At 51.0% G+C, this 22,556-nt stretch carries 18 protein-coding genes and 1 pseudogene; 15 read left to right on the forward strand and 4 right to left on the reverse strand.

Features of this window, described 5'->3' with window-relative positions; all coding sequences use genetic code 11:
* Nucleotides 1–29: 29 nt before the first annotated feature.
* Complete coding sequence (locus ABEQ74_RS12300; RefSeq protein WP_430122467.1) at nt 30–1,025, forward strand: hypothetical protein; 996 nt, start codon at nt 30–32, stop codon at nt 1,023–1,025.
* A 152-nt stretch (nt 1,026–1,177) separates the two neighbouring features.
* Nucleotides 1,178–1,465, forward strand: a complete 288-nt coding sequence (locus tag ABEQ74_RS12305) for a hypothetical protein (protein ID WP_430122468.1) — start codon at nt 1,178–1,180, stop codon at nt 1,463–1,465.
* A 142-nt stretch (nt 1,466–1,607) separates the two neighbouring features.
* On the opposite strand, the pseudogene ABEQ74_RS12310 reads toward ABEQ74_RS12305, so the two are convergent.
* Nucleotides 1,608–2,810: pseudogene (locus ABEQ74_RS12310) on the reverse strand (IS3 family transposase).
* A 163-nt stretch (nt 2,811–2,973) separates the two neighbouring features.
* Here ABEQ74_RS12310 and ABEQ74_RS12315 point away from each other — a divergent pair.
* The 3 genes from ABEQ74_RS12315 to ABEQ74_RS12325 all read left to right on the forward strand — a co-directional run bounded on the left by ABEQ74_RS12315 (nt 2,974) and on the right by ABEQ74_RS12325 (nt 8,147).
* Nucleotides 2,974–3,249 (forward strand): YolD-like family protein, encoded by a 276-nt coding sequence (locus ABEQ74_RS12315; RefSeq protein ID WP_430122469.1) that lies wholly within the window; start codon nt 2,974–2,976, stop codon nt 3,247–3,249.
* A gap of 548 nt (nt 3,250–3,797) precedes the next feature.
* The gene (locus tag ABEQ74_RS12320) at nt 3,798–5,924 is read left to right on the forward strand and encodes an exosporium glycoprotein BclB-related protein (protein ID WP_430122470.1); all 2,127 of its coding nucleotides are present in this window, start codon (nt 3,798–3,800) and stop codon (nt 5,922–5,924) included.
* Nucleotides 5,925–6,740: 816 nt separating this feature from the next.
* Nucleotides 6,741–8,147, forward strand: a complete 1,407-nt coding sequence (locus tag ABEQ74_RS12325; RefSeq protein ID WP_430122471.1) for a hypothetical protein — start codon at nt 6,741–6,743, stop codon at nt 8,145–8,147.
* A gap of 4 nt (nt 8,148–8,151) precedes the next feature.
* Here ABEQ74_RS12325 and ABEQ74_RS12330 read toward each other — a convergent pair whose 3' ends face one another.
* Entirely contained in the window at nt 8,152–8,526 is a 375-nt protein-coding gene (locus ABEQ74_RS12330) for a winged helix-turn-helix transcriptional regulator (RefSeq protein WP_430122472.1), read from the reverse strand.
* Nucleotides 8,527–8,645: 119 nt separating this feature from the next.
* On the opposite strand from ABEQ74_RS12330, the gene ABEQ74_RS12335 reads away from it, so the two are divergent.
* Together ABEQ74_RS12335 and ABEQ74_RS12340 are read left to right on the forward strand one after the other, a co-directional pair.
* The gene (locus ABEQ74_RS12335; protein ID WP_430122473.1) at nt 8,646–9,392 is read left to right on the forward strand and encodes a hypothetical protein; all 747 of its coding nucleotides are present in this window, start codon (nt 8,646–8,648) and stop codon (nt 9,390–9,392) included.
* A gap of 474 nt (nt 9,393–9,866) precedes the next feature.
* Nucleotides 9,867–11,210, forward strand: coding sequence for an O-acetylhomoserine aminocarboxypropyltransferase/cysteine synthase family protein (locus ABEQ74_RS12340; RefSeq protein ID WP_430122474.1), 1,344 nt, complete (start codon nt 9,867–9,869; stop codon nt 11,208–11,210).
* Between the two features lie 266 nt (nt 11,211–11,476).
* Here the strand turns inward: ABEQ74_RS12340 and ABEQ74_RS12345 are convergent, their stop codons facing one another.
* A complete protein-coding gene (locus tag ABEQ74_RS12345; RefSeq protein ID WP_430122475.1) occupies nt 11,477–12,832 on the reverse strand; it encodes an LLM class flavin-dependent oxidoreductase in 1,356 nt (451 codons plus the stop codon).
* Nucleotides 12,833–13,219: 387 nt separating this feature from the next.
* Here ABEQ74_RS12345 and ABEQ74_RS12350 point away from each other — a divergent pair, with 387 nt between their 5' ends.
* Genes ABEQ74_RS12350 through ABEQ74_RS12385 form a run of 8 tightly spaced genes read left to right on the forward strand, consistent with a single transcriptional unit; the run spans nt 13,220 to nt 21,720 of the window.
* A complete protein-coding gene (locus ABEQ74_RS12350; RefSeq protein WP_430122476.1) occupies nt 13,220–14,938 on the forward strand; it encodes a CocE/NonD family hydrolase in 1,719 nt (572 codons plus the stop codon).
* A 20-nt stretch (nt 14,939–14,958) separates the two neighbouring features.
* Nucleotides 14,959–15,672: an HAD family hydrolase gene (locus ABEQ74_RS12355; RefSeq protein ID WP_430122477.1), complete on the forward strand. Its 714-nt coding sequence runs from the start codon at nt 14,959–14,961 to the stop codon at nt 15,670–15,672.
* A gap of 24 nt (nt 15,673–15,696) precedes the next feature.
* Nucleotides 15,697–17,322, forward strand: coding sequence for an ABC transporter substrate-binding protein (locus ABEQ74_RS12360; protein ID WP_430122478.1), 1,626 nt, complete (start codon nt 15,697–15,699; stop codon nt 17,320–17,322).
* Nucleotides 17,323–17,340: 18 nt separating this feature from the next.
* Nucleotides 17,341–18,282: an ABC transporter permease gene (locus tag ABEQ74_RS12365; protein ID WP_430122479.1), complete on the forward strand. Its 942-nt coding sequence runs from the start codon at nt 17,341–17,343 to the stop codon at nt 18,280–18,282.
* 13 nt (nt 18,283–18,295) lie between these two features.
* The gene (locus ABEQ74_RS12370) at nt 18,296–19,105 is read left to right on the forward strand and encodes an ABC transporter permease (protein WP_430122573.1); all 810 of its coding nucleotides are present in this window, start codon (nt 18,296–18,298) and stop codon (nt 19,103–19,105) included.
* Between the two features lie 11 nt (nt 19,106–19,116).
* Nucleotides 19,117–20,130 carry an ABC transporter ATP-binding protein gene (locus ABEQ74_RS12375; RefSeq protein ID WP_430122480.1) on the forward strand — a complete coding sequence of 338 codons (1,014 nt, stop codon included), beginning with the start codon at nt 19,117–19,119 and terminating at the stop codon, nt 20,128–20,130.
* A complete protein-coding gene (locus ABEQ74_RS12380) occupies nt 20,117–21,130 on the forward strand; it encodes an ABC transporter ATP-binding protein (protein WP_430122481.1) in 1,014 nt (337 codons plus the stop codon). The genes ABEQ74_RS12375 and ABEQ74_RS12380 overlap by 14 nt, the downstream gene beginning before the upstream one ends.
* A 23-nt stretch (nt 21,131–21,153) precedes the next feature.
* On the forward strand, nt 21,154–21,720 hold the full coding sequence (locus tag ABEQ74_RS12385; RefSeq protein ID WP_430122482.1) for a GNAT family N-acetyltransferase: 567 nt from the start codon (nt 21,154–21,156) through the stop codon (nt 21,718–21,720).
* Nucleotides 21,721–22,011: 291 nt separating this feature from the next.
* Here ABEQ74_RS12385 and ABEQ74_RS12390 read toward each other — a convergent pair whose 3' ends face one another.
* Entirely contained in the window at nt 22,012–22,554 is a 543-nt protein-coding gene (locus ABEQ74_RS12390) for a GNAT family N-acetyltransferase (RefSeq protein ID WP_430122483.1), read from the reverse strand.
* Between the last annotated feature and the right edge of the window lie 2 nt (nt 22,555–22,556).

The following is a 22,556-nucleotide window of genomic DNA, read 5'->3' on the forward strand; positions in this document are numbered from 1 at the left end:
CGAATCGATACGAAAGGAGATGGTTGCAAGTGAAGCGGCGAATTGTAGATATCATGGCCAATATCGACAATCAGGAGCTGGAGAATCTCCTCATTACAGAGGAAGAGGAACGCGAGTTGACACAGCAAATCAGTATGGAACGCATTAAGAATCGAGCGATGAACCGTATTCAAGAGGAGGAAACGATGATGTTTAAAAACAGGAAAGTGAAAAAATATAAAGCCAGTATCGTTATCGCTGCCGCGATGATTATGATACTTAGCACGACAGCTTTTGCGAGCCAATACATGGATAGCTTGAAGCAGTTCTTCGGTCAATCGGCGTCCATTGCGGAAGACGAACGATCACCCATACAAGGAACAGATACCGTGTCCGGGGTAACTATGAATGTGGAAGAAGGGGTTTATGTTGGCAACAGCGGTTATTTGGTGGTCAGCTTCACAAAAGAGGATAGCACGCCATTCCCCGTGGGTGCATCCATACCTCTTCTTGAACTGAAAACGGAACAAAATGTGAATTATATGGTAGGGCAGCAGCTTTTTGAAGATAATAAAAAGCTTGTCGGCGTATTTGAGATTGATGCGATGAATGAACTCGATGGGCTAAAAGCACGAATCACAGCCGATCGGATCACGTCATTGGACAACACCCAAGCCGTTGAAGGCCCTTGGGATGTACAGTTCACCATTTCTCCCGGGAAGCAGAGAGAGCAGAGTCTGAATCTGACAATCGATGAGGGTGAGGAGGTATTGTCTCTCAGCACTATTAGTGTTTCCTCCATCGGTATAGCTATCGAAGGCAAGCGTACTGACGGTGAACTGGATAATCTGCCAGAGTATACGCCGGAGGTTAAGGTTATTACCACGGACGGATCAGAACTGATGCTTAATGCCAGCTCGACAAGTACCACAAAGAGTGGATTCCAGTGGCTGTATAATCTGGACAGCAAGAATAATCTCGTTTTTCTGGGGGATGTGGACATCAAAAGCATCAGCATTGACGGCAACGTGACGGAGTTGAAGTAAAATATATAGGTGGCAGGTGCAAGCATCAAAGGGCAGAAGCAACGACTTCTGCCCTATATACACATTCTTTATATAGTATAGATTGACAAAAAAGAACCCTTTAGATTTAACATAAAGGGAGTATAAACTAACGACTAGGAATAGATGAGGTATTGGCACAAATAAACTGGGTTAGCAGGGACAAGGGTCTGCGTTTCTCCCCTTATGCATATGTAGACCTGAAGAAGGACGTACACTTTTCCAAGGATGAGGTTGCAGGCTTGATGGAGGATACGACTTCATATGTATGGAGGACGTTCCCTGGTAGTGGCGAACTTATTGAAATGCCTATCGACCGGGCTGTTGAGGGAATGGACTGGCGAAGTCTTCGTCTAGTGTTCGAGAAGATTGGTCAGGATCACGCACTGGTAGGAATAGCTCACGATCAATGGACACCATAAAATGATGAAAAACAAATCACCGCATGCAGTCAGAATACGGTGATTTGTTGCTTGCAGGAATTTTTGTCAGGTGACAAAAACATAGTAACATTAGAAGCCGCTGATTTGAAGTGACCCCCAAAAGTTAGACACGGTTATTTCATTAGGCAGCTTTCTCAAAATGAGTTCGGTACTGTACCGGACTCATTTTTAATTTTGCCTTTAACCGTTTGGTATTGTAGTATTCAATATATTTTTTCTGTTCTTCCTTAAAATGTTTCACACTTTCAAACTCTTTGTAGTACAGAAACTCCGACTTGAGAATGCCGAAGAAATTCTCTATGACGGCATTGTCGTAACAATTCCCTTTTCGTGACATGCTTTGGAGAATGCCTCTCGACTTAAGCGCATGGCGATACGGCTTCATTTGGTAATGCCATCCTTGATCTGAATGAAGGAGAAGATGGTGTTCTTCCGGCAGACGCTTCAGTCCTGCATCCAGCATCTCGGATACCAGAGAATAGGTTGGTCGTGAACCCATGGTATAGGTGATAATTTCCCCGTTGAATAAGTCCAAAATGGGCGATAGATACAGCTTTTCTCCAAATAACTTAAACTCCGTAATGTCCGTCACCCATTTCTCATTTGGCGCCACAGCCGAGAACTGGCGGTCCAGATGATTCGGTGTAATCTTGCCGCCGGTCCCTTTATATGACTTATACTTTTTCATGCGAATCAGGCATTTAAGGCCCATCTTCTTCATGAGCCTCTGAACCTTTTTGTGGTTAACATTCCACCCACGCACTGCCAGTTCATCACGAATGCGGCGATATCCGTAACGTCCATCATGTTTCACGTAAATGGACTGGATTTCAGCACCCAACTCGGCATTCGGATCTAGTTGGTTCATGCTTTATAAGGTTGTAATAGGTGCTGCGCGGGATACCAGCCAGCTGTACGAGTGCCTTCACCGGATATTTATGCCTTAGTTGCCAGACGGCTTGTTCTTTGTCTTGTTTGGTGATTTTTCCTTGTTTCGAACTAAGGCATTCAATTTTTTTAGATACTCATTTTCCATTTCAAGCTGTTTGATACGTTCTTCGAGTGCTTCGACAGACCCTTCAACTACGGATCGTTTGGTAGACGAATTGGAATTTTTCTTCATGGATGGACGCCCCTTCTTTTTTGGCTCAAGGGCTTCTAAACCGCCTGTCTCCATCTTTCTCTGCCAGGAATACAACATGGAGAAGTCCGGAAGCTTAAACAAAGCAGCGGTATCCATGAGAGAAGCGTCTGATTGAGCCATAACGCCCATTTGATTTGCGTATTCTGTCTGAGATAGAAGATCAGAGTCATACCCTTGAATTAATGCCAACTTGCTAACCTTAGTCTAAAAAACAAATATGGAAATTCAATTGTGATTCGGTCGGTCTCAGTGACGGCAGCGGGTCAAGCACTCGATCGATCGGCTAAGATAGGATGTCATTATAAATGACAACAACACGTAAAAAGCTCGAGGGAAACAGACTATGGGAGTCCAGCCGCATGATGTTCCAGGGCATAAGGAAACAATAATTCGCCGGCAGTTGGAAGAGGGGAGAAAAGACCGTCCAACGCTTGATTCGCAAGAAATGGAATTAATCGAACAAGCACTGGCCGAGTCCTTTCATGTACACCGTGCAGTTACAGTAAGATTATTTGATGAATACGTGGATAAGGAGTTAGCAGGTATTGTTGTGCTAATTCACACATTCAGACGAGAGATCAAATTGTCCATGGCTGAAGGGGGAGTAGTGTTGGATTAAAATTGATGACATCACTTCCGCAAGAATATCTTAAAGAAAAGCTTTCCGTACTGATTCGTGTATTAGGATCGAGTAAAGCATGCCTTGTCTTGCTGTTTAGAATAAGTCAGTGTCAAGAAAAATGAGCCGCTTCCAGGCAGCTCATTTTTTGTCATACTGGGAGAAGTTTATACTGTCTTTTAATGCATAATGAGGTTGTACAATTTTGGAATTGATCAATTGTCGATGAATCACCTCATATATATTACAAATAAGATGTATAAACGTGAGGGGGGAAAAGTCTGAAAAAAATCAAAACAATTCGCACACGGCCGAACTTAAGGCGGATTCAGAAAGAGATTAAACTTAGCCGTAGGTTGATTCGGAAACTGAAGTGTGCATTGTATCAAAATCGGAGAGATGCAATTTCTAGAAGAAATAAAGCACATGCGATAAGAAAAAGGCGTTTATCTCAAAAGAGAAAACGATGCAATCTAGTTCGCAATAAAAAATACATTTTGGGGCCAAAAGGTGTTACTGGAGCCACTGGGGCTACGGGGCCTACAGGTATGGGCGGACAACAAGGTTCTATAGGTTCTATTGGGGCACAAGGAGCTAAAGGGGCAACAGGTATTGGACTTAGCGGCGTAGTCCCTTTTGATCCTAATATGAGTTATTTGTATCCCCAAGGACAAGTGGTTACTAATAACGGAAGTACGTATTTGACAAATGTTACTAATCCCGAAGGTTTACCCGGAATGTCCCCAGACTATACGTTACTTGCAGCAGAAGGAGCAACGGGAGCGACTGGGGAAAGAGGAGCAACCGGAGCAACAGGTGCAACGGGAGCGACTGGGGAAAGAGGAGCAACCGGAGTCACAGGTGCAACAGGAGCGACCGGGGAAAGAGGAGCAACCGGAGTCACAGGAGTAACGGGAGCGGTCGGGGAAAGAGGAGCAACCGGAGTCACAGGAGTAACGGGAGCGGTCGGGGAAAGAGGAGCCAAGGGAGCAACAGGAACAACCGGCACCACAGGAACAACCGGCGCAACAGGTGCAACTGGAGCCACAGGTGCAACGGGAGCCACAGGAGCCACAGGTGTGACAGGTGTAACGGGAGGGACAGGTGCAACAGGTGCCGCAGGAGCAACAGGTGCAACAGGAGTCACAGGTGCAACCGGAGCCACAGGAGTAACAGGGGCAACAGGAGCAACAGGTGCCACGGGAGCGACTGGGGAAAGAGGAGAAACCGGAGAAACCGGAGCCACAGGGGCAACAGGAGTCACAGGTGCAACAGGAGTCACAGGAGCCACGGGAGCCACCGGAGCAACGGGAGCCACAGGGACCACGGGAGCAACCGGAGCCACAGGGGCAACTGGAGCCACAGGTGTAACGGGAGCGACTGGGGAAAGAGGAGAAACCGGAGTCACAGGTGCCACGGGAGCGACAGGGGCAACCGGAGCCACAGGGGCAACGGGAGCCACAGGTGTAACGGGAGCGACTGGGGAAAGAGGAGAAACCGGAGTCACGGGAGCCACAGGAACAACCGGAGCAACAGGTGCCACGGGAGTGACAGGTGCCACAGGGGCAACAGGAGTAACAGGTGCCACGGGAGTGACAGGTGCCACGGGAGCGACTGGGGAAAGAGGAGAAACCGGAGAAACCGGAGCCACAGGTGCAACCGGAGCAACAGGTGTAACGGGAGCGACAGGGGCAACAGGAGTAACAGGAGTAACAGGAGCCACAGGTGCAACAGGAGTCACAGGGGCAACCGGAGCAACAGGGGCAACGGGAGCAACAGGTGCCACGGGAGCGACAGGTGTAACGGGAGCGACAGGTGCAACAGGAGTAACAGGAGTAACAGGAGTCACAGGAGTAACAGGAGCCACAGGGGCAACGGGAGCCACAGGGGTAACGGGAGCGACAGGTGCAACAGGAGTAACAGGAGTAACAGGAGCCACAGGGGCAACGGGAGCAACAGGTGTAACGGGAGCGACAGGTGCAACAGGAGTAACAGGAGCCACAGGGGCAACGGGAGCCACAGGGGCAACGGGAGTGACAGGTGCAACAGGTGCAACAGGTGCAACAGGTGCAACAGGAGCGACAGGTGTAACGGGAGCGACAGGTGTAACGGGAGCGACAGGTGTAACAGGAGCAACAGGTGCCACGGGAGCAACAGGTGCCACGGGAGCGACAGGAGTAACGGGAGCGACAGGTGTAACGGGAGCGACAGGTGCAACAGGAGTAACAGGAGTAACAGGAACCACAGGAACCACAGGAGCCACCGGGGTAACGGGAGCAACAGGTGTATTCCAGCAATTTCAAGTATCTGAGAATACCCCTAACACCTCTGGAAGCTCTGCAATTTTACTAACTGCAGCACCGACTACACTTAAGACGATTACCGTTACCGCGATCCCTGCAGGAAGCAGGGTATGGTTAACAGGTATAGTTGGTTGGGAGTCGACTGCAGGAACCTCATCAATTCAGTTACAGATTCTTCGCGGAGCAACTGTTATCTTCAGTACGAATGCCCATGCTGCAGCCAATAATGCATTTGCGACAACAAACGTTAACCACGTAGACACAACACCAGGGACTGGCAATGTCACGTATTCATTAACTGCTCTAATGATAGTGGGAACCGGTACGGCAATAGGAGGAATAACTTTTACAGGCTCTTTAATCAATCCTTAATAAAGTGAGCAAGGATATTGTTTTTGGGCACTGAGTGATGATGAATAGAATGAAAGACAGGAACCATCTAACTGTCATATACGAAATATCTGTGGGGGTTCCTTTAACCTTAATTATTCTTCATAATAATGGTTACACAAATTATTAAGTGGTGTTTCTTCCCAATAAGCATCACTCCTCTCCAATTACTATGAAGGTAAATATGGAGGAAGGACCCCAGGCTTATGCTATCGGGGCCCTTTTTTATACTCTTGAGATTTGTAACTTTCTAATATAAACAATCGGCGACAGATGTCGAGTAGCCGGGTCAATATAACTCGGTCTGGCATCACGCAAAGTGAATTGTCGAGGAAAAGAACGTGGCCCCATTAAATATCGAGGGACAAGAATATGTTCTCATTGAAAGTCGCTATAGAAGCGGCTTTTTTTATCGGTACAAGTTCTTGTCCCAAGTGCATATGGTCGACAGCCATCCAAGCATGCCCCGAACCACGCATCATGTGCACAGGAAGCAGTGCGCACGATGTACACAATCAATGACAAGAACTTATTCTGATTCCCGTAAAGGACAAGAACATAGTCTGATTACCGATTAGATAAATATCCTATCAATTTGCAATTATATGATGGAATGATGTTAGGCTTGTAAACCCGTGCTACCTCTATTTATGGGTATCTTCTATCCTAATGTTAACTAAGGTTTCCTTCATGAAACTAAGTCACTTCATTGAGATTGACATACCCAAAAGTGCGTACTTTTCAAGTATGTCAATTGAATTTATACTGAGTCAGAAATAACGAAAGGGAGAGATTAAGTTGGATTATCGGATCAAAATAGAGGATAGCAGCCTGCGACTTGGGTCGCGAATTGATATCGAGACTACCACGTTTCGTGCTGTAGACTCTCAAGAGAAACCGCAATGGGAACTCCCAGTAGGAGTGTACCGCGCGAAAGATATCGTCCGCAAAACAAGCGCCTTACTCGAGGCGGTTTGCTTACAGCTTGGGGACTATGCAGCCGCTGAGTCGCTGCTAAGGAATCTCCAATCCAGCTTAGGAGTTTCCGGAAGAGAAGCCGTGCTGCCGTTGGCCTTAATCGCCTCGGAAGATAAAACGAAACGCCCGTTCCTCGATCAGGCCCAAAAAATCGGAAACACATTGTCAATCTGGGCTCGAGAATTTTATTTAGAGAAGTCGGCTTGGCTGATGTACGGAGAAAAAGCCTTACTCCAGCTTGTTCATAGAAGCCAGTGTGACAATCATCGGTGGACGCCAGAGGTGGTGAGCATTTTAATGGGGCCTGAGGGTAGCCCCGAAATCATGCAGTTATTTAATGAGTATCTGCACCAACTTATCCTCCTGAGAGATGCGTTGATGCCTTTTGAGAACTGGGAGGAAGTTCCTATTATGATCATGAAGGGGGATCAAGCGAAGGGACTTCGTTTTATCGAGCCGGCGCGGAATCGTTTCCTTACAGAACTGTTGGTCAAACAAATGCCACACAAAGAGGTTGTACGCTTCGCGCAAAGTTTCCTAAGCCCTGAACTCTCCATGGTTGGATACGGATTCCAATACCGTCTCGGGATGGTGCTGCCTGCGGCAATTGGAAAACCGATTACCGCCACAAAAAGCTTACTTTGCTGGCATCCCGCTCATCTATTGCCGTATGAGAAGAACGCGGAGGCAGACTCTGTTGTCTTCGATTATGCTGAGGGGGATTACTACGCAGTTACCCGCAGTTGGATCGGTTCCCGTACATCAGAGCAACAGAATAACAATGAAGTGAGTTTCCAAAACGAAATAGATATCGTACCCGAAGCAAATGAACAAGGTCGGGTTATATTAAATCTGAGATTGTCGGATGGGAATTACGAGTATTGTGTGGATGTTGGGCAGGCTATGCGAGGACACCGATATATGTATCGTCCTGAGAAAATCCACGTATCCGCGGAAAGTACAGCCTGGCCGGCCCGTTCCGAATGGATCGAACACTCTGCTTCGGATATATTGGGGGTGACAGGACTCGCGACGTTTGATGAAGATGGCGTTCACTACATTTCGGTTGGAGGCAATCCGCTCGTTGTGTGGGCACTGCTTGGCAAACTGTTTCCGCTAAATGTGGTTGTAATCATTGACGAACAAGCCGATGAGGTGGGGGCGCCGCTTCTGGCAGGTAGTAAATTAAGAGGGTTAATTCTGCTCAATGGAAGCTATTCTCGTTAAGTTGTTACCCGTTAACCTCATGCTCTTGTATTGTGGATGGCAGTTCGTCGTCCGGAAATAGCCGCATATAATCTGTCCCAAAGTCGCGAAGCTGGATTAATATAACCATGAGCGCCTCCCCCAATTGGGTTAGCGAATATTCGACCTTTGGTGGAACTACCGCATACACTTTCCGGGTGATTAATCCGTCGTTTTCCAAGTCTCTTAACTGCACCGTCAGCATTTTTTGCGTAGCTCCGGGCATCAACTTCTGAAGTTCGTTGAACCGGTAGGTTTGTTTCGATAAATGACTTAAAATCAAAGGCTTCCATTTTCCACTTATTAATCCGAGAGTGATTTCGGAGGTGCAAAGAAAAACGCTATTGCGGTATTCGATCATATTCAATCCCCCTTTTTTTGTTATTAATATCGACTAATCAACCCTGTTTAATATGAATATTATCAAATCGAACCAATCGTTTCAAGTATGAAACCCATGCTCAAAAGAAGTAACCAGATATGTTGACCATAAAAAAAGTTGCCATTTTGCTGCTTGTGCTTGTGATATTGATCCTTATTTCAGCTTGCTCGGGACGGGATGAAGTCTCCGATCAAATCACCGGATCGGCAAGCAGTTCTTCGAACGGTGAAACGGTAGACGGGCAGGCTGTCTACCCAATCCAAAATGGGGCCGAACTGACGTACTGGCTGCAAAGCCAGACGACGCTCAAACCGAGCGTTAACGATATTCCTTTTTATCAGGAATGGCAGCAACGGATTGGGGTACCGATTCGGTTTTCTGAAGTGTCTGCAACACAGGCAAAGGAATCGTTCAGCGTAATGCTTGCTTCAGGAAATTTACCCGACATTATCGAATATAATTGGCTGGATGGTATGTCAGGTGGACCAGAAAAGGCCTTGAAAGACGGATATATTTTAAGACTGAACGAACACATCGACCGGCATGCGCCGAACTTGAAAAAGTATTTACAGGAGCATCCCGATATCGACAAATTGGTGAAAACGGACAACGGAGACTATTATGCATTTCCGTTTCTTAAAGAAGGTGGCATGACCACACAGTGGGCAGGTCCGGTGCTGCGCAAGGATTGGCTTCAGGAACTAAATTTGGATGTCCCCACAATGATCGACGAATGGCACCAAGTGTTGATAGCATTCAAGGAGCAAAAAGGTGTACGTGCGCCATTGACTTTCAGCAGCCAAACCCATGCGGGACGGATAACATTTCTTTTGGAGCAGGTGTAGGAGAAGCTCGAAACATCGGAGAAACTATCAAATATGCTACAATCGTGATTGCGACTATGCCCATTCTGTGTATTTATCCGTTTCTCCAGAAGTATTTTGTGAAGAGTGCTTTCTTAGGAGCGGTCAAGGGATAGGGATCATATTAAGAATGCCATGTAAATCGATTTAGGATCAGCTGAAGGTTATGAATAATAGAGTATGGAGCTTTCGTCTAACAATCAGGGATATGACGTTGATAAGTCGACTGCGGCTGCAGAAGATACGGAAGAGGATGCGGCGGAATAATATGCATAAAGCACAACGCATCACATTGACACGTTGTACGGTTGGAAGTACAATATAACTACTATATTAGTAGGAATAATTGGATATGAGTATTGTGTAGTAAGTCGACCAGAAATACTGGAGACTGAAGGGGTTCCTAAGGGGACCATGCCTTCAGTCTCCTTTTGGTTTGTATAGGAGAAAAAGGAGATGAACCATGTGACAGATCAGCAGAACCTTTCAAAAAAATGGAGATTCGATACGTTGCAAGTGCACGCTGGGCAAGAGGCGGATCCGGTGACGGGCGCAAGAGCGGTACCTATTTACCAAAGCTCTTCCTTTGTATTCAAGAATACGGAGCACGCTCGTGCTGTGCTGAATTTTGAAGAACCTGGGAACACCTATACCCGAATCAGCAATCCGACGAATGAGGTACTGGAGCAGCGAATAGCTGCCTTGGAGGGTGGCTCTGGCGCGCTCGCTGTGGCCTCGGGCTCGACGGCCGTCACGTATTCCATATTTAATATTGCAGGGGCCGGCGATGAGATTGTAGCCGCGAACACCCTGTATGGCGGAACCTACAACTTGCTTGCCGTCACGCTGCCCAAGCTTGGCATCCGGACGACGTTTGTCAGCCCGGATGATCCCGAGAATTTCCGGCGTGCCATCAATGAGCATACGAAAGCCCTTTTCATTGAATCGATTGGAAATCCGGGGCTCAACGTGCCGGACCTCAGGCGCATTGCGGATATAGCCCATGAACACGGAATCCCGTTAATCGTAGACAACACCTTCGGAACGCCGTATCTGATCAGACCGATTGAGCATGGCGCCGATATCGTTGTCCATTCGGCAACGAAATATATCGGGGGCCATGGCACCACCATCGGCGGCCTGATTGTGGACGGCGGCAGGTTTGATTGGGAGAGCGGCAAATTCCCGGGACTTACAGAGCCTGATCCAAGCTATAACGGGATCCGGTACCTGGAGAAATTCGGCGAGACCGCTTATATTACGAAGCTGCGCGTTCAATTTTTGCGTGACATCGGGGCAGCCATCAGCCCGTTCAACTCCTTCTTGCTGCTTCAAGGACTCGAGACGCTGTCGCTGCGGCTGGAGAAGCATTTGTCCAATACGAATCGCATCGTGCAGTATCTGAACGAGCATCCCGAAGTGGCCTGGATCAATTACCCGGGACTTGCATCAAGCCCTTACTATGAACTGGGTCAAACCTACTTCCCGAAAGGTGCAGGTTCTATTTTTACCTTCGGCTTAAAAGGCGGGTTTGAGGCAGCCAATCGATTTATTGACAGCCTGGAGCTGTTCTCCCATCTGGCCAATGTCGCGGATGCCAAGTCGTTGGTCATTCACCCTGCCAGTACGACCCATGCCCAGCTGTCGCCGGAGCAGCAGCTCTCCGGCGGCATAACGCCGGATCTGATCCGACTGTCCGTCGGCATCGAGGATCCGCTGGATCTTATTGACGATTTGGAGCAGGCCTTGCAGAAGGCCGGAAGTTTAGCCGGGAAACCAGCGGGAACGCTGCAATCATAAGAAGCTGATCGAAGCCAGTCCGTAAGCTGACTGGCTTCTTATTCACGAAGATGAAATTGGACCGTCAGAGGGGCCGGTGTAGTCCGGCTATTCTGATGGAGTAAATGAAACGGCCCACGGTATCATCACATTGGCCTGGTACAAAGAAGCGCCCCCCGTTTCAATACGGGAGGGCGCTTTAGTTGCTGGGCGATGCCTCCTCCAGCGATCGAGGCATGGAGGTTATCTGTCAGTTTCTTTCGATCACCTCTAGTGCGAACAATCGCTTAACGCTTGGCAGCCTGCGCCTCAGACGCTGTACGGAAGCGGTTGGGAGGGATAGGCAGACCGAAATGCTCCCGTAACGTGGTTCCGGTATATTCCCGCCGGAACAGTCCCCGTTCCTGGAGGAGCGGGACAACCCCGTCCACAAAATCCTCGAGCCCATCGGGAAGGCCGGGAGCCAAGAGCATGAAGCCATCCGCGGCGCCTTCCTTGAACCAATGTTCCAAGGTATTCGCGATTTTCTCCGGCGTACCGACCAAGTGGTCCCCGCTGAAGGAGCCGATAATGAGCGAATAGATTTCACGCAGCGTAGGATTCTCCCTTGCAATGACGGGCTGATGTTTGGGATAGTCCGGATTCCTCGACTGCAGTATGTCCAGTCCGGCTTCCTTTGCGGTGGTTTCAGGCGTGAAGCCGGTAAAATCGACTTCCTTAAAATAATCCGCCAGAAAACCCAGAATCGTCTCATCCGTAAGCAGCTCCTCAAACTGCTTGCGCTTGCGCAGCGCATCGTTCTCTGTCGCGCCGATGACCGGCGAGATCCCGAGGATAATGGATACGTCGTCCGGATTTCTGCCGGCAGCCGCAATCTTCTGTTTGAAGGCTTGATAGTATTCCCGCGCATCTTCGAAATTGTATTTAATCGCGAAAATCACTTCGCCCACGTTTGCGGCAAACTGCTGACCTGCGGCGGAATTGCCGGCTTGGACCAGAACCGGCTGCCCCTGTGGGGAGCGTGCGATGTTAAGTGGCCCCTCCACGGAGAAGAATTCGCCCCGATGTTGAAGGCGATGAAGCTTATCCGGCTCGAAGAAGCGTCCGGAATACTTGTCGAAGACAAAGGCGTCATCCTCCCAAGAATCCCAGAGGCCGCGAACGACATCTACGAACTCGGCGGCTCTAAGGTAGCGATGCTCCAGCTCATAATGCTCGGCAGCGCCGAAGTTCCGTGCCGTATTGCCGGATAAGTCCCGGGTCGTAACAATGTTCCAGCCTACCCGCCCCTTGCTGATATGGTCTGCTGACATCAGCTGGCGCGCCAAGTTGAAGGGCTCCACGTAAGAGGTGGAAGCCGTAGCGACCAGCCCGATGCGGGAGGTCGCGCCCGCCAGGGCGGAGATCAGTGTGATAGGCTCGAACCGGTTCAGGATGTTGGGATGAGACTCTTCGTTAATGGCCAGACTGTCGGCGAGAAACACCATGTCGAATTTGCCCCGTTCCGCAGTTTGGGCAAGTGTTCGGTAATAATCGATGTCGATGCTTGCCCCGGGCATTGCATCGTCGCGCCGCCAAGAAGAGGCATGCATGCCGGTGCCTACAAGGTAAGCCGATAATTTGATTTCTTTCTTCCGTGTCACGGTCTTCACTCCTTATGGATGAATAAAAAAAGACACTTTCCTCCAAAGGATCGGGGAAAAGTGTCTCCAGTTGACTGGTAGACTTAAATCTTGCATTATCAAGATCGGAATAATGAACTATACAAGCTTAACTGAATGTTAATAAGCAATGCCGCCGTTGTCAACCCGTAACTTTCTCAGTATATGAATCGCTGACTTGAGGAAATCCCCCAGCGAAAATAGGTTATTGACGAGACGTACAAACTGCGTTACGATATCACACAAAACCAATTTTTATTGTCGGAATAATGCCATTTACCAGTCAACTGGAGATGTCTGCTGCTAATCGGAAGATTAGCGCGGCATCTCTTTTTTTATCCTTATTTTCTGTCGAAAGGTGAAATATCGATGTCCATTCAAGATTCAATCCGAACGGAACGGGGCATTCCCGTTCCGATGCGGGACGGCGTCCGGCTGTATGCGGATGTTTACCGGCCCAATGATGACAAGTCTTATCCTGTGCTGCTGCTGCGAACTCCGTACAACAGGGAGGATGCGCAGACGATGAATTACGCGCATCCGAGCTGGTATGCCCGGCACGGGTATGTGGTGGTCGTGCAGGATGCCAGAGGCCGATGGTCCTCGGAGGGAGAGTTTCATCCATACATACATGAGGCGGAGGACGGCTATGACACCATTGAGTGGGCAGCCTCACTTCCGTACGCCATACCGAAGGTCGGCATGTACGGATTCTCATACGCGGGTGCCACGCAGTGGCTGGCGGCCACCAGCAGGCCGCCTCATCTTGCCTGCATCGCACCTGCTATGATCGGCTCCGACTCCTATCAGGGCAAAGCCTACCGAAACGGTGCGCTGAGCCTGGCCTTGCAGCAATCGTGGATGTTGTTCGCGGCCCAGGACACCGCGCTTCGCCGCGGACGCGGGGACTGGGCCGCCGAGCTGTCGGCGTTATACGGGGACGTGTTTTCCTTTTACAAGCGATTGCCGCTGAACGATCCGCCCGAGCCGGTTCAGGAGCTCGCGCCTTACTATCTGGAATGGCTGAGGCATCCGTCCCGTGACGAGTATTGGCAGGCTACTTCCTTGAAGGAAAAGTATGAATCGGTCGAGGTGCCTGCACTTCATATCGGCGGGTGGTACGACATTTTTATTGACGGGACGATCGAGAACTTCATCGGGGTCCGTAAGCGGGGGGCCACGGAGAACGCAAAGGCACATCAGTATTTGTACATAGAGCCGTGGTTTCACATGCCGTGGTCGAGATATGTCGGGGAGCTGGATTTCGGACCGGAAGCGGCCAACCGGGTAGATCAGCTGCAGCTCCGGTGGTTTGAGCGTTGGCTGAAAGGGAAGGAGCCGCTTCATGAACTGGCCCCGGTCACCTATTTTCGGATGGGAAGCAATACCTGGCACGAAGCGGAGCAGTGGCCTCCGGTCGATGCTCAGGATACGGCTTATTATCTTCACAGCGCGTCGAGAGCGAACTCGATCCATGGTGATGGAACGCTGACCACGAGCGCGCCGGTTGAGGAGTATCCGGACACGTATGTGTACCATCCTTCGATCCCGGTGCCCGCACTCGGCGGCCGATCCGGCGCCGTGCCCGATTTAACGCCGATGGGTCCTCGCAATCAGATACCGAATGAGGTTCGGAATGATGTGCTGGTCTATTCGACGGAGCCTCTCCAGGAGGAGCTGGTTCTTAGCGGGGAGGTGACGGTTGAGCTGTATGCATCCACTTCGGCCGAGGATACGGATTTTGTCGCAAAGCTTGTCGATGCGTACCCGGACGGGCGTTCCTATAATATCGCGGAGGGCATCGTAAGAGCGAGCTACCGCCAGAGTTTATTGGCTCCCGAGGCGGTAGTGCCGGGTGAAGTGCATCGATACGAAATATCGCTTGGGCCGACGGCAGCCGTGTTCCGGCCAGGCCACCGCATCCGTCTCCATGTCACAAGCTCGCTGTTTCCGACCTTTGACCGCAATCCGAACCGGGTGATGAATCCGGGGGAGACGACGGAGGCCGACTTCGTGACGGCGACTCAGACGATATACCATGATGAGCTGCATCCATCGAAGCTTTGGCTGCCGATCATCCATGAATAAGACAAGGAGGTACAAGGAATTTGGCGATCAACTTCATTTGGTTTGACCTGGGATACACATTAGTGTACCAGGACAGGGAACAGGTTTATGTCCGCTACCTGGCGGAGCAAGGGGTGAATATTCCGCAAAAGCGGGTCGAAGAGGCGTACCATCTGGCGGATAAACATTTCATGAGGGATTACCCGGGGGTGCTGGCCAAGGAACGCGATACCTTTTTCCCATGGTACTTGGGCGTGCTCAATCACTCGCTGGGCCTGCATTTTGATCTGACGCAGCAATACCGGCGGATTTTGGAGATTCAGCGGGAGCTGGAGTGCGTCGGCTGGCGTTCGTTTCCATTTACCCTCCCCATACTGGAGAACTTGAAAGAGCACTCCTACGGGGTGGGCCTTATCAGCAATTGGGATTATACCGCAAGGGATGTACTGGAGAGAAATGGCTTGCTGCCGCTCCTTGATGAGATCGTGATCTCTTCGGAAGTGGGGATCGAGAAGCCCGATCGGGCAATATTTCAGTTAGCGCTGGAGCGCGCCGGGATATCCCCCGAGGAAAGCCTGTACGTCGGTGATAATTATTACGATGACGTCATCGGGAGTGAGCGGGCGGGCATGCAGAGTTACCTGATCAACCGGTTCGGTACGCTGGGGATCGAGGAGCTGGATTCGGTCCAGCTGATTTCATCCATACAAGAGCTTCCGCAGCGATTATCCGTTTCATCCAAAATCATCTCTTAAATTAGAAAGGGAGGGGTCATACCTATGAGAAAAAATCGTAGATTGCGTCATGGCATGGGTATTTTAACGATGGCTTTATTGATTCTGTTTACGGCCGCTTGCGGCAATAACAACGCTGCCGCTCCAACCAGCAGTCCAGAGGGGGGAACCAATGGAGGCGGCGACGGCGTTGCCAACACGTCATCTGCGCCGGCACCGGAAATCAAGACGGAGCAGTCCGCCGGAGCCAAGGTGCAGGGCGGCGACGTTGTCGTTATTATTTTGCAGGATCTTGATTTCCTCGATCCTCACCTGGCGGTGGCAGCTGGCACGAATGAAGTGCTGTTTAATGTGTTCGAAGGGCTGCTGAAGCCAAACGAGGAGGGCGAGCTTTATCCGGCTATTGCGGAATCTTACGAAGTGTCGGATGACGGTCTGATCTATACGTTCAAGCTGCGAAGCGGGGTAAAATTCCATAATGGGAACCCGGTAACCGCAGAGGATGTGGCGTATTCTTATTCCCGCTTGGCTGGGCTGGATACAGGAAAACCGCTGCAGTCGGCTTTCGAGGACGTTCAGTCGATTGAGGCCAAGGACGCTTCCACGATCGAGATCCAATTGAAGCAGAACAGCTCCTCCTTTTTGACGGCATTGACCTCTGCGGTCATTCCGAAGGGGTATGAAGACAGCAACAAGAACCCGATTGGCACAGGACCTTTCAAGTTTAAGGAGTACTTGCCCGGACAGCGGCTCGTTGTCGAGAAGTTCCCGGATTATTATGTGAAGGATGTGCCTTCGCTCGACAAGGTCGAATTCCGGATCATTACGGATGCGGAAGCAGGACTGCTGGCTTTGAAATCCGGAGAAGTGGATGTATTCCCGCGGATCGGGACGGAGCGGCTGGAGGAGATAGCCAACGACTATACCACCCTGAGCGCGCCGCAAAATCTGGTGCAGCTGGTTGCCTTCAATAACGCCAAGAAACCGTTCAGTGACATTAAAGTGCGCCAGGCTTTGAATTATGCCATCAACAAAGATGAAATCATTCAAGGGGTTGCGCTCGGTTACGGTACGAAGATCGGTTCGAACCTGAGCCCCGTGCTTGCAAAATATTATCAGGAAGGTCTCGAAGATCAATATGCCACCGATCTGGAGAAAGCCAAGGCTTTGCTTGCCGAAGCGGGTTATCCGAACGGGTTTGAGACAACGCTCTCCGTGCCTTCCAATTACCAGTTCCATGTGGATACGGCCCAGGTCGTCGCTGCGCAGCTGGAGCAGATCGGCGTGAAAGTCAAAATCGAACCGGTGGAGTGGGCCGTATGGCTCGAACGGATCTATAAGGGCCGCGATTATGAGCTGACGATCATTGGCCTTGACGGCAAGCTGGATCCGTATCAGATTCTGAACAAATATATTTCCGATGCATCCAACAATTTCTTCAATTATAACAACCCTGAATTCGATACTGTCCTCGGTTCGGCGGTAACCGAAGTGGATGATGCGAAACGGGTGGAGCTGTATAAGAAAGCCCAACAAATTCTAGCCGAAGATGCTGCTGCGATTTACATCATGGACCCGAATTCCAATGTGGCGCTCAATAAGAAACTTGCGGGTTACAAGCAGTATCCGCTCTATGTCCAAGATCTGTCGAGTGTCTACTTCACGGAATAGGGGGCTGGAGGTGCCCGGATGAACTACTATGCAAGACGAACGTTCACGCTGCTGCTGACGATGCTGTTTATTGTGGTGCTGACCTTCTCCGTGTTCCGCATCATTCCCGGCAATCCGGCACTTACCATTCTTGGCGTAGAGGCCACGGATGAGCAAATTGCGATGCTGGAGGCGAAGCTCGGCACGGATCGCCCGCTTGGCGAGCAATTTATCGACTGGATTCAGGGCATTGCGATATTGGACTTCGGGGAATCCTTAAGGTTCTCCGAGCCGGTTCTGGATTTAATTGCAGCCCGTCTGCCGGTCACGTTTTCCCTGGCTGTGCTGGCTATGGTTATTACGGTATGCGTAGCCATACCGCTGGGCATACTGGCAGCCCGGACCAAGGGCAAGCTCGTGGATATGGTTGTATCGATAGGTACCCAGATCGGTCTAGCCGTTCCTTCGTTCTGGATGGGGATCATTCTGATTTTAGTCTTCGGCCTTACCCTCAAATGGGTGTCGGTCAGCACGTACGTCGGATGGTCGGAGAGTCCGCTATTAGCCCTCAGATCCTTGCTGCTTCCCGCCATCGCGCTCGCGATTCCGCAGATTGCTATCGTGGTGCGGTACTTGCGGACGACGATGCTGGAGCAGCTGAACCTGGATTATGTAAGGACTGCTCGAAGCAAAGGGCTGCCTGAGAAAGACGTTCATTACCGGCATGTGCTGAAGAATGCGCTGCTGCCCGTCATTACGATTATCGGCATTCATTTTGGCGAGCTGCTCGCCGGCAGCCTGGTCATTGAGCAGGTATTTACGCTCCCGGGCTTCGGCAGCCTGCTCATAACGGCCATTGGAAACCGCGACTATCCGCTGGTGCAAGGGTTGGTACTGATCATTGCCTTTACCGTCATTACGATTAATTTCTTGGTTGATCTGTCCTACCGCTGGCTGGATCCGCAAATCCGATTAAAGTAGGAGCGAAGCTATGATGAATAGAAAATACAGCTTAAGTTTGGTGCTGGGGATGACGTTTGTATCGTTGCTGCTTGCAATCATGCTGATCAGCCTGTTTTATACCCCGCACGCCGTCAACGTCATGAAGATTGCGGATCGGCTGCAAGGGCCGAGCTGGAATCATTGGCTGGGAACCGACAACTTCGGAAGAGACGTGCTTAGCCGCGTCATGGTCGGAGCTCAGACCGCGTTTATGGTTGGAGCCGTATCCGTCGGAATCGGGTTGACCGGAGGATTAATCATCGGAACCCTGGCCGGTTACGCGGGCAAATGGCTGGATGAGCTCCTCATGCGGGGGACCGATGCATTGCTTGCATTCCCCGGCATACTCATCGCTTTGCTACTCGTCACGATTTACCAGCCCAGCATGTTCCAGACGATGCTGGCCATCGGAATATTATCCATTCCGTCGTTTGCGCGGGTCATTCGCAGCGGGGTGCTGCAGCATCGCGAAGCGGAATATGTGAAGGCTGCAAGAGGCATCGGCGCAGGTCACATGAACATTATTTTCATTCAGATTCTTCCCAATATAGCGTCCTCTATCGTCACTACGGCAGCTTTAAGCTTCTCGACCGCGATTCTGGTGGAAGCCGCGCTCAGTTATTTGGGACTAGGCGTGCAGCCGCCGGACCCAAGCTGGGGAAGAATGCTGAACGAATCGCAGAGTTTTCTGGGCAAGGCACCGTGGTTTACCCTCGCACCGGGGCTGATAATCACGCTGACCGTGCTCGGTTTTAATCTCCTAAGCGACGGGGTCCGCGATGTCCGGGATAAGAGAGGATAGAGGTGATTGGCATGGAACTGGGAACCAAACCGGACGAACAGGTTATTGATATCCGCAATTTGAGGATCGAATTGCAAACGTCCCGCAGGACGGCCGTGAATGTGCTGGAGGACGTGTCCCTTCAGATCGGAAAAGGAGAGATCGTGGGCGTTGTCGGCGAATCGGGCTGCGGCAAAAGCATACTGTCACTTTCCGTGCTGGGTTTACTTCCTCCGGCTATGCGGATCGGCGGAGGTGAACTGTGGTACAAGGATAAGCTGCCGCTTCACGCTTATGACAACCGCAGGCTGCAAAGGGTTCGAGGGAAGGAAATATCGATGGTATTCCAGGACCCGATGAGCTCCTTAAACCATGGCTTGACGGTCGGTTATCAGGTGACGGAGAGCCTGAGACTCCATCTGGGCTGTTCCAAGAGCGAGGCACGGGAGCGCGCAATTATGCTGTTTCGCAAGGTGGGACTTCCCCGGCCGGAAAAACTGCTGCACGAATATCCGTATCAGCTGTCGGGTGGCATGCGGCAGCGTGTCATGATCGCGATCGCCATTTCCTGCAACCCGGGTCTCTTGATTGCGGATGAGCCGACGACAGCGCTGGATGTTACAATCCAGGCCCAGATTCTGGACTTGATGCGCAGCATCCGCGAGGATGACGGTACGGCGATTCTGCTCATTTCCCATGATCTCGGCATGATCGCCGATATGTGCGATCGCATTATCGTCATGTACGCCGGCAAAGTGGTGGAGCATGGAACGGCATCGGAGATCTTTGATCACCCCCGCCATCCGTATACGATAGGTCTGCTCAATTCCATTCCGACTCCCGGGAAAAAGGGCAATCGACTGTACTCCATACCCGGCACCGTCCCAGCCCTCCATGAAAGAGGAGCCGGCTGCCGGTTCGCTTCCCGGTGCGAATACGCAACCGACCGCTGCCGGCAGGAGCAGCCTCCGCTTATCCAAGTCGGGAAGCAGCATACGGCTGCTTGTTTCCTGCTCGAGGAGGTGAACGCTAATGCTGTCGTATGAAGCACCGCTGTTAGAGCTTAGAAACATAGAGAAGTCCTACTCGCAGCAGTCCTGGCCCGGCAGCAAGAAGTTCCGGGCGGTTCGCGGAGTCTCGCTGTCCATCAGGAGGGGAGAGACTCTTGGACTTGTCGGCGAGAGCGGCTGCGGCAAGTCCACCGTTGGACAGATGACAGCACGCCTTCTTGAGCCGAGTGCCGGAGAGCTTCACTATAAAGGAAGTGATATCACAGATGCGGCGGGAAGGACATTACGACAGCTGCGTCAGGAAATCCAGTATGTGTTTCAGGATCCGTACACTTCGCTGAATCCGAGATTTACCGTTGGGCGCTTATTGGAGGAGCCGCTGAAGTACAATCGGCTGGGCAACCGATTGAAGCGTAAGCGCGATGTGCTGGAGATGCTGGACCGGATTGGCCTGAACGCCTCGTATAGGAACCGGTATCCCCATGAACTAAGCGGCGGCCAGCGTCAGAGGGTTGGCATTGCGCGAGCCCTCATGATGAATCCGGAATTTGTTGTGCTGGATGAGCCCGTGTCCGCCCTGGACGTTTCCGTTCAGGCTCAAATTTTGAATCTGCTGAAATCCCTGCAGCATGAACTGTCCTTAACCTACCTGTTTATTTCCCATGATCTGAATGTGGTTCATTATGTTAGTGACCGGGTCGCCGTGATGTATCTGGGGAACATTGTGGAGATTGCGGATGTGCACGATCTGTATGACAGGCCGCTCCATCCTTACACGCAAGCGCTGGTATCGTCAATCCCGGCGGAACGGGGCGGTGCCAAGCGGGAGCAGATCATTCTTAGCGGAGACTTGCCGGATCCAACGGCTCATATCAGCGGGTGCCCGTTCCGGTCACGGTGCCTGCATGCTTTCGAACGCTGCGAGTCTGAAATGCCGGGGTGGTCCGGCGTCGGGGAAGGTCACGCCGTACGATGCCATTTGTGGGAGGGCAAATACGCAAGCCCGGAAGCCGCTCCTGTCGAAATATTATCATGAAAGAATGGAAGGGGGTATATTCGATGAGTGATACCATACGGTTGGCAGCTGCGGAGGATGCTGCGACGGTAAGGGATATCCTTTTCCGTGCCTATGAACCGATTCGGAAGTTGGAACTGAAATGGCCTGCCGCCAACGCCACAGCGGAACTCGTTGCGTCCAATATCCAGCGCAATGAATGTTATGTCTTAGAGCAGGACGGTGAAATCGCGGCGACGCTCACCTATTCGCTGGAAGGAGAGGTTCGGGACGTGACGGCCCTGCCTTTCATTAAATGGTTTGCGGTGGATCCCTTGCTCCAAGCGAGAGGACTTGGGTCGAAGTTAATGGATTGGGTCGAACGGTCCGTCCTTCTCGGACAACATGGAGCACCTGCGGTTACTTTAGCGACAGCCGCGCGGCATCCCTGGCTGGCTGACATGTATCGGCGCAACGGTTATGCTTCAATACTGGACTTCGACCCCAAGAACGGCGACGGCGTAATACATCTTATGCGAAAAATACTGGATCCCGCACTGTATGAGGTATACATCATGGAACATCCCGAGGATCTTGCTTCCATTCATGATCGAACCCGCCCAGTTTGCTGAGGGCGGGTCTTCTTATGGCAAGGAATTAGGAGTTTTCAAGGCTTTTAAGTAGATCTAATGAAATCGTTACGAACCATTGGCCCAACGTTTAGAAGGGATTTTTGTTCGTGTAAAGTGTTGACCTTAGTATATGGCATGTCTTTTGGGCTAGATATTTAAGAATTTAATAAATATGGCTTACAGTACAGGTGGATTGACTTACTGGTCAACAGTGCTGGTACTATGCCTAATTCCAGGTTGAACAAAACGTAGGAAGCAAAGCCGGAGCAAGTAACTAGGGGCCCCTATTTTTCACACGGCGCTATGCAGCAGCAGGGAGCCGGGCAGTTTGATCCGGTATCCTTTGACAAGGTGCTCGCCGTTAGACGTATCCGTTTCATAAGCCCGCTCAAATCCGAGCCGCTCATATAACTTCACCGCAGAGGCCATCATGTCGGAAGTATGGAGATTTAGCGTGGTTGCGCCAAGCTGGATCGATCTGCGGGCAGCCTCTTGAATCAGCAGCGTGGCGATCCCGCGTCCCCGGGAACCCGGAGATACGGCAAGTAAGCGGATAATAGGCGAGTGAATCCTCATCTCCGGTTTTCCGTAAGCGGCCTCCGAGGAGAGGAAGAGCTGGACGCTGCCAACGATTTCCCCGCCAAGCTCGGCGACGATCCGGGCATAGGGCGCATCGCTGTACGCCGAACTCCTAATGGAATCCCGATATTCCTCCCATCGCTCCGCAGACAGATCGAAGGCGTACTGCTGATAGGATTCCAGCATCACAGCGGCAATAGCCTCGCGTTCCCACTCATATGCATCCCGTACGATCACTTCTTGGATTGTATTCAACG

The sequence above is a fragment of the Paenibacillus solani genome, assembly GCF_050475945.1.
In the GTDB taxonomy this organism is placed as follows: Bacteria; Bacillota; Bacilli; order Paenibacillales; family Paenibacillaceae; genus Paenibacillus_AQ; species Paenibacillus_AQ solani_A.

Excerpts from the sequence above, each read along its gene's own strand:
- ABEQ74_RS12315 (WP_430122469.1), top strand. The coding sequence starts at position 2,974 with ATGGGAGTCCAGCCGCATGATGTTCCAGGGCATAAGGAAACAATAATT.
- ABEQ74_RS12320 (WP_430122470.1), top strand. The coding sequence starts at position 3,798 with ATGGGCGGACAACAAGGTTCTATAGGTTCTATTGGGGCACAAGGAGCT.
- ABEQ74_RS12330 (WP_430122472.1), bottom strand. The coding sequence starts at position 8,526 with ATGATCGAATACCGCAATAGCGTTTTTCTTTGCACCTCCGAAATCACT.
- ABEQ74_RS12335 (WP_430122473.1), top strand. The coding sequence starts at position 8,646 with ATGTTGACCATAAAAAAAGTTGCCATTTTGCTGCTTGTGCTTGTGATA.
- ABEQ74_RS12340 (WP_430122474.1), top strand. The coding sequence starts at position 9,867 with ATGAACCATGTGACAGATCAGCAGAACCTTTCAAAAAAATGGAGATTC.
- ABEQ74_RS12350 (WP_430122476.1), top strand. The coding sequence starts at position 13,220 with ATGTCCATTCAAGATTCAATCCGAACGGAACGGGGCATTCCCGTTCCG.
- ABEQ74_RS12360 (WP_430122478.1), top strand. The coding sequence starts at position 15,697 with ATGAGAAAAAATCGTAGATTGCGTCATGGCATGGGTATTTTAACGATG.
- ABEQ74_RS12365 (WP_430122479.1), top strand. The coding sequence starts at position 17,341 with ATGAACTACTATGCAAGACGAACGTTCACGCTGCTGCTGACGATGCTG.
- ABEQ74_RS12370 (WP_430122573.1), top strand. The coding sequence starts at position 18,296 with ATGAATAGAAAATACAGCTTAAGTTTGGTGCTGGGGATGACGTTTGTA.
- ABEQ74_RS12375 (WP_430122480.1), top strand. The coding sequence starts at position 19,117 with ATGGAACTGGGAACCAAACCGGACGAACAGGTTATTGATATCCGCAAT.
- ABEQ74_RS12380 (WP_430122481.1), top strand. The coding sequence starts at position 20,117 with ATGCTGTCGTATGAAGCACCGCTGTTAGAGCTTAGAAACATAGAGAAG.
- ABEQ74_RS12385 (WP_430122482.1), top strand. The coding sequence starts at position 21,154 with ATGAGTGATACCATACGGTTGGCAGCTGCGGAGGATGCTGCGACGGTA.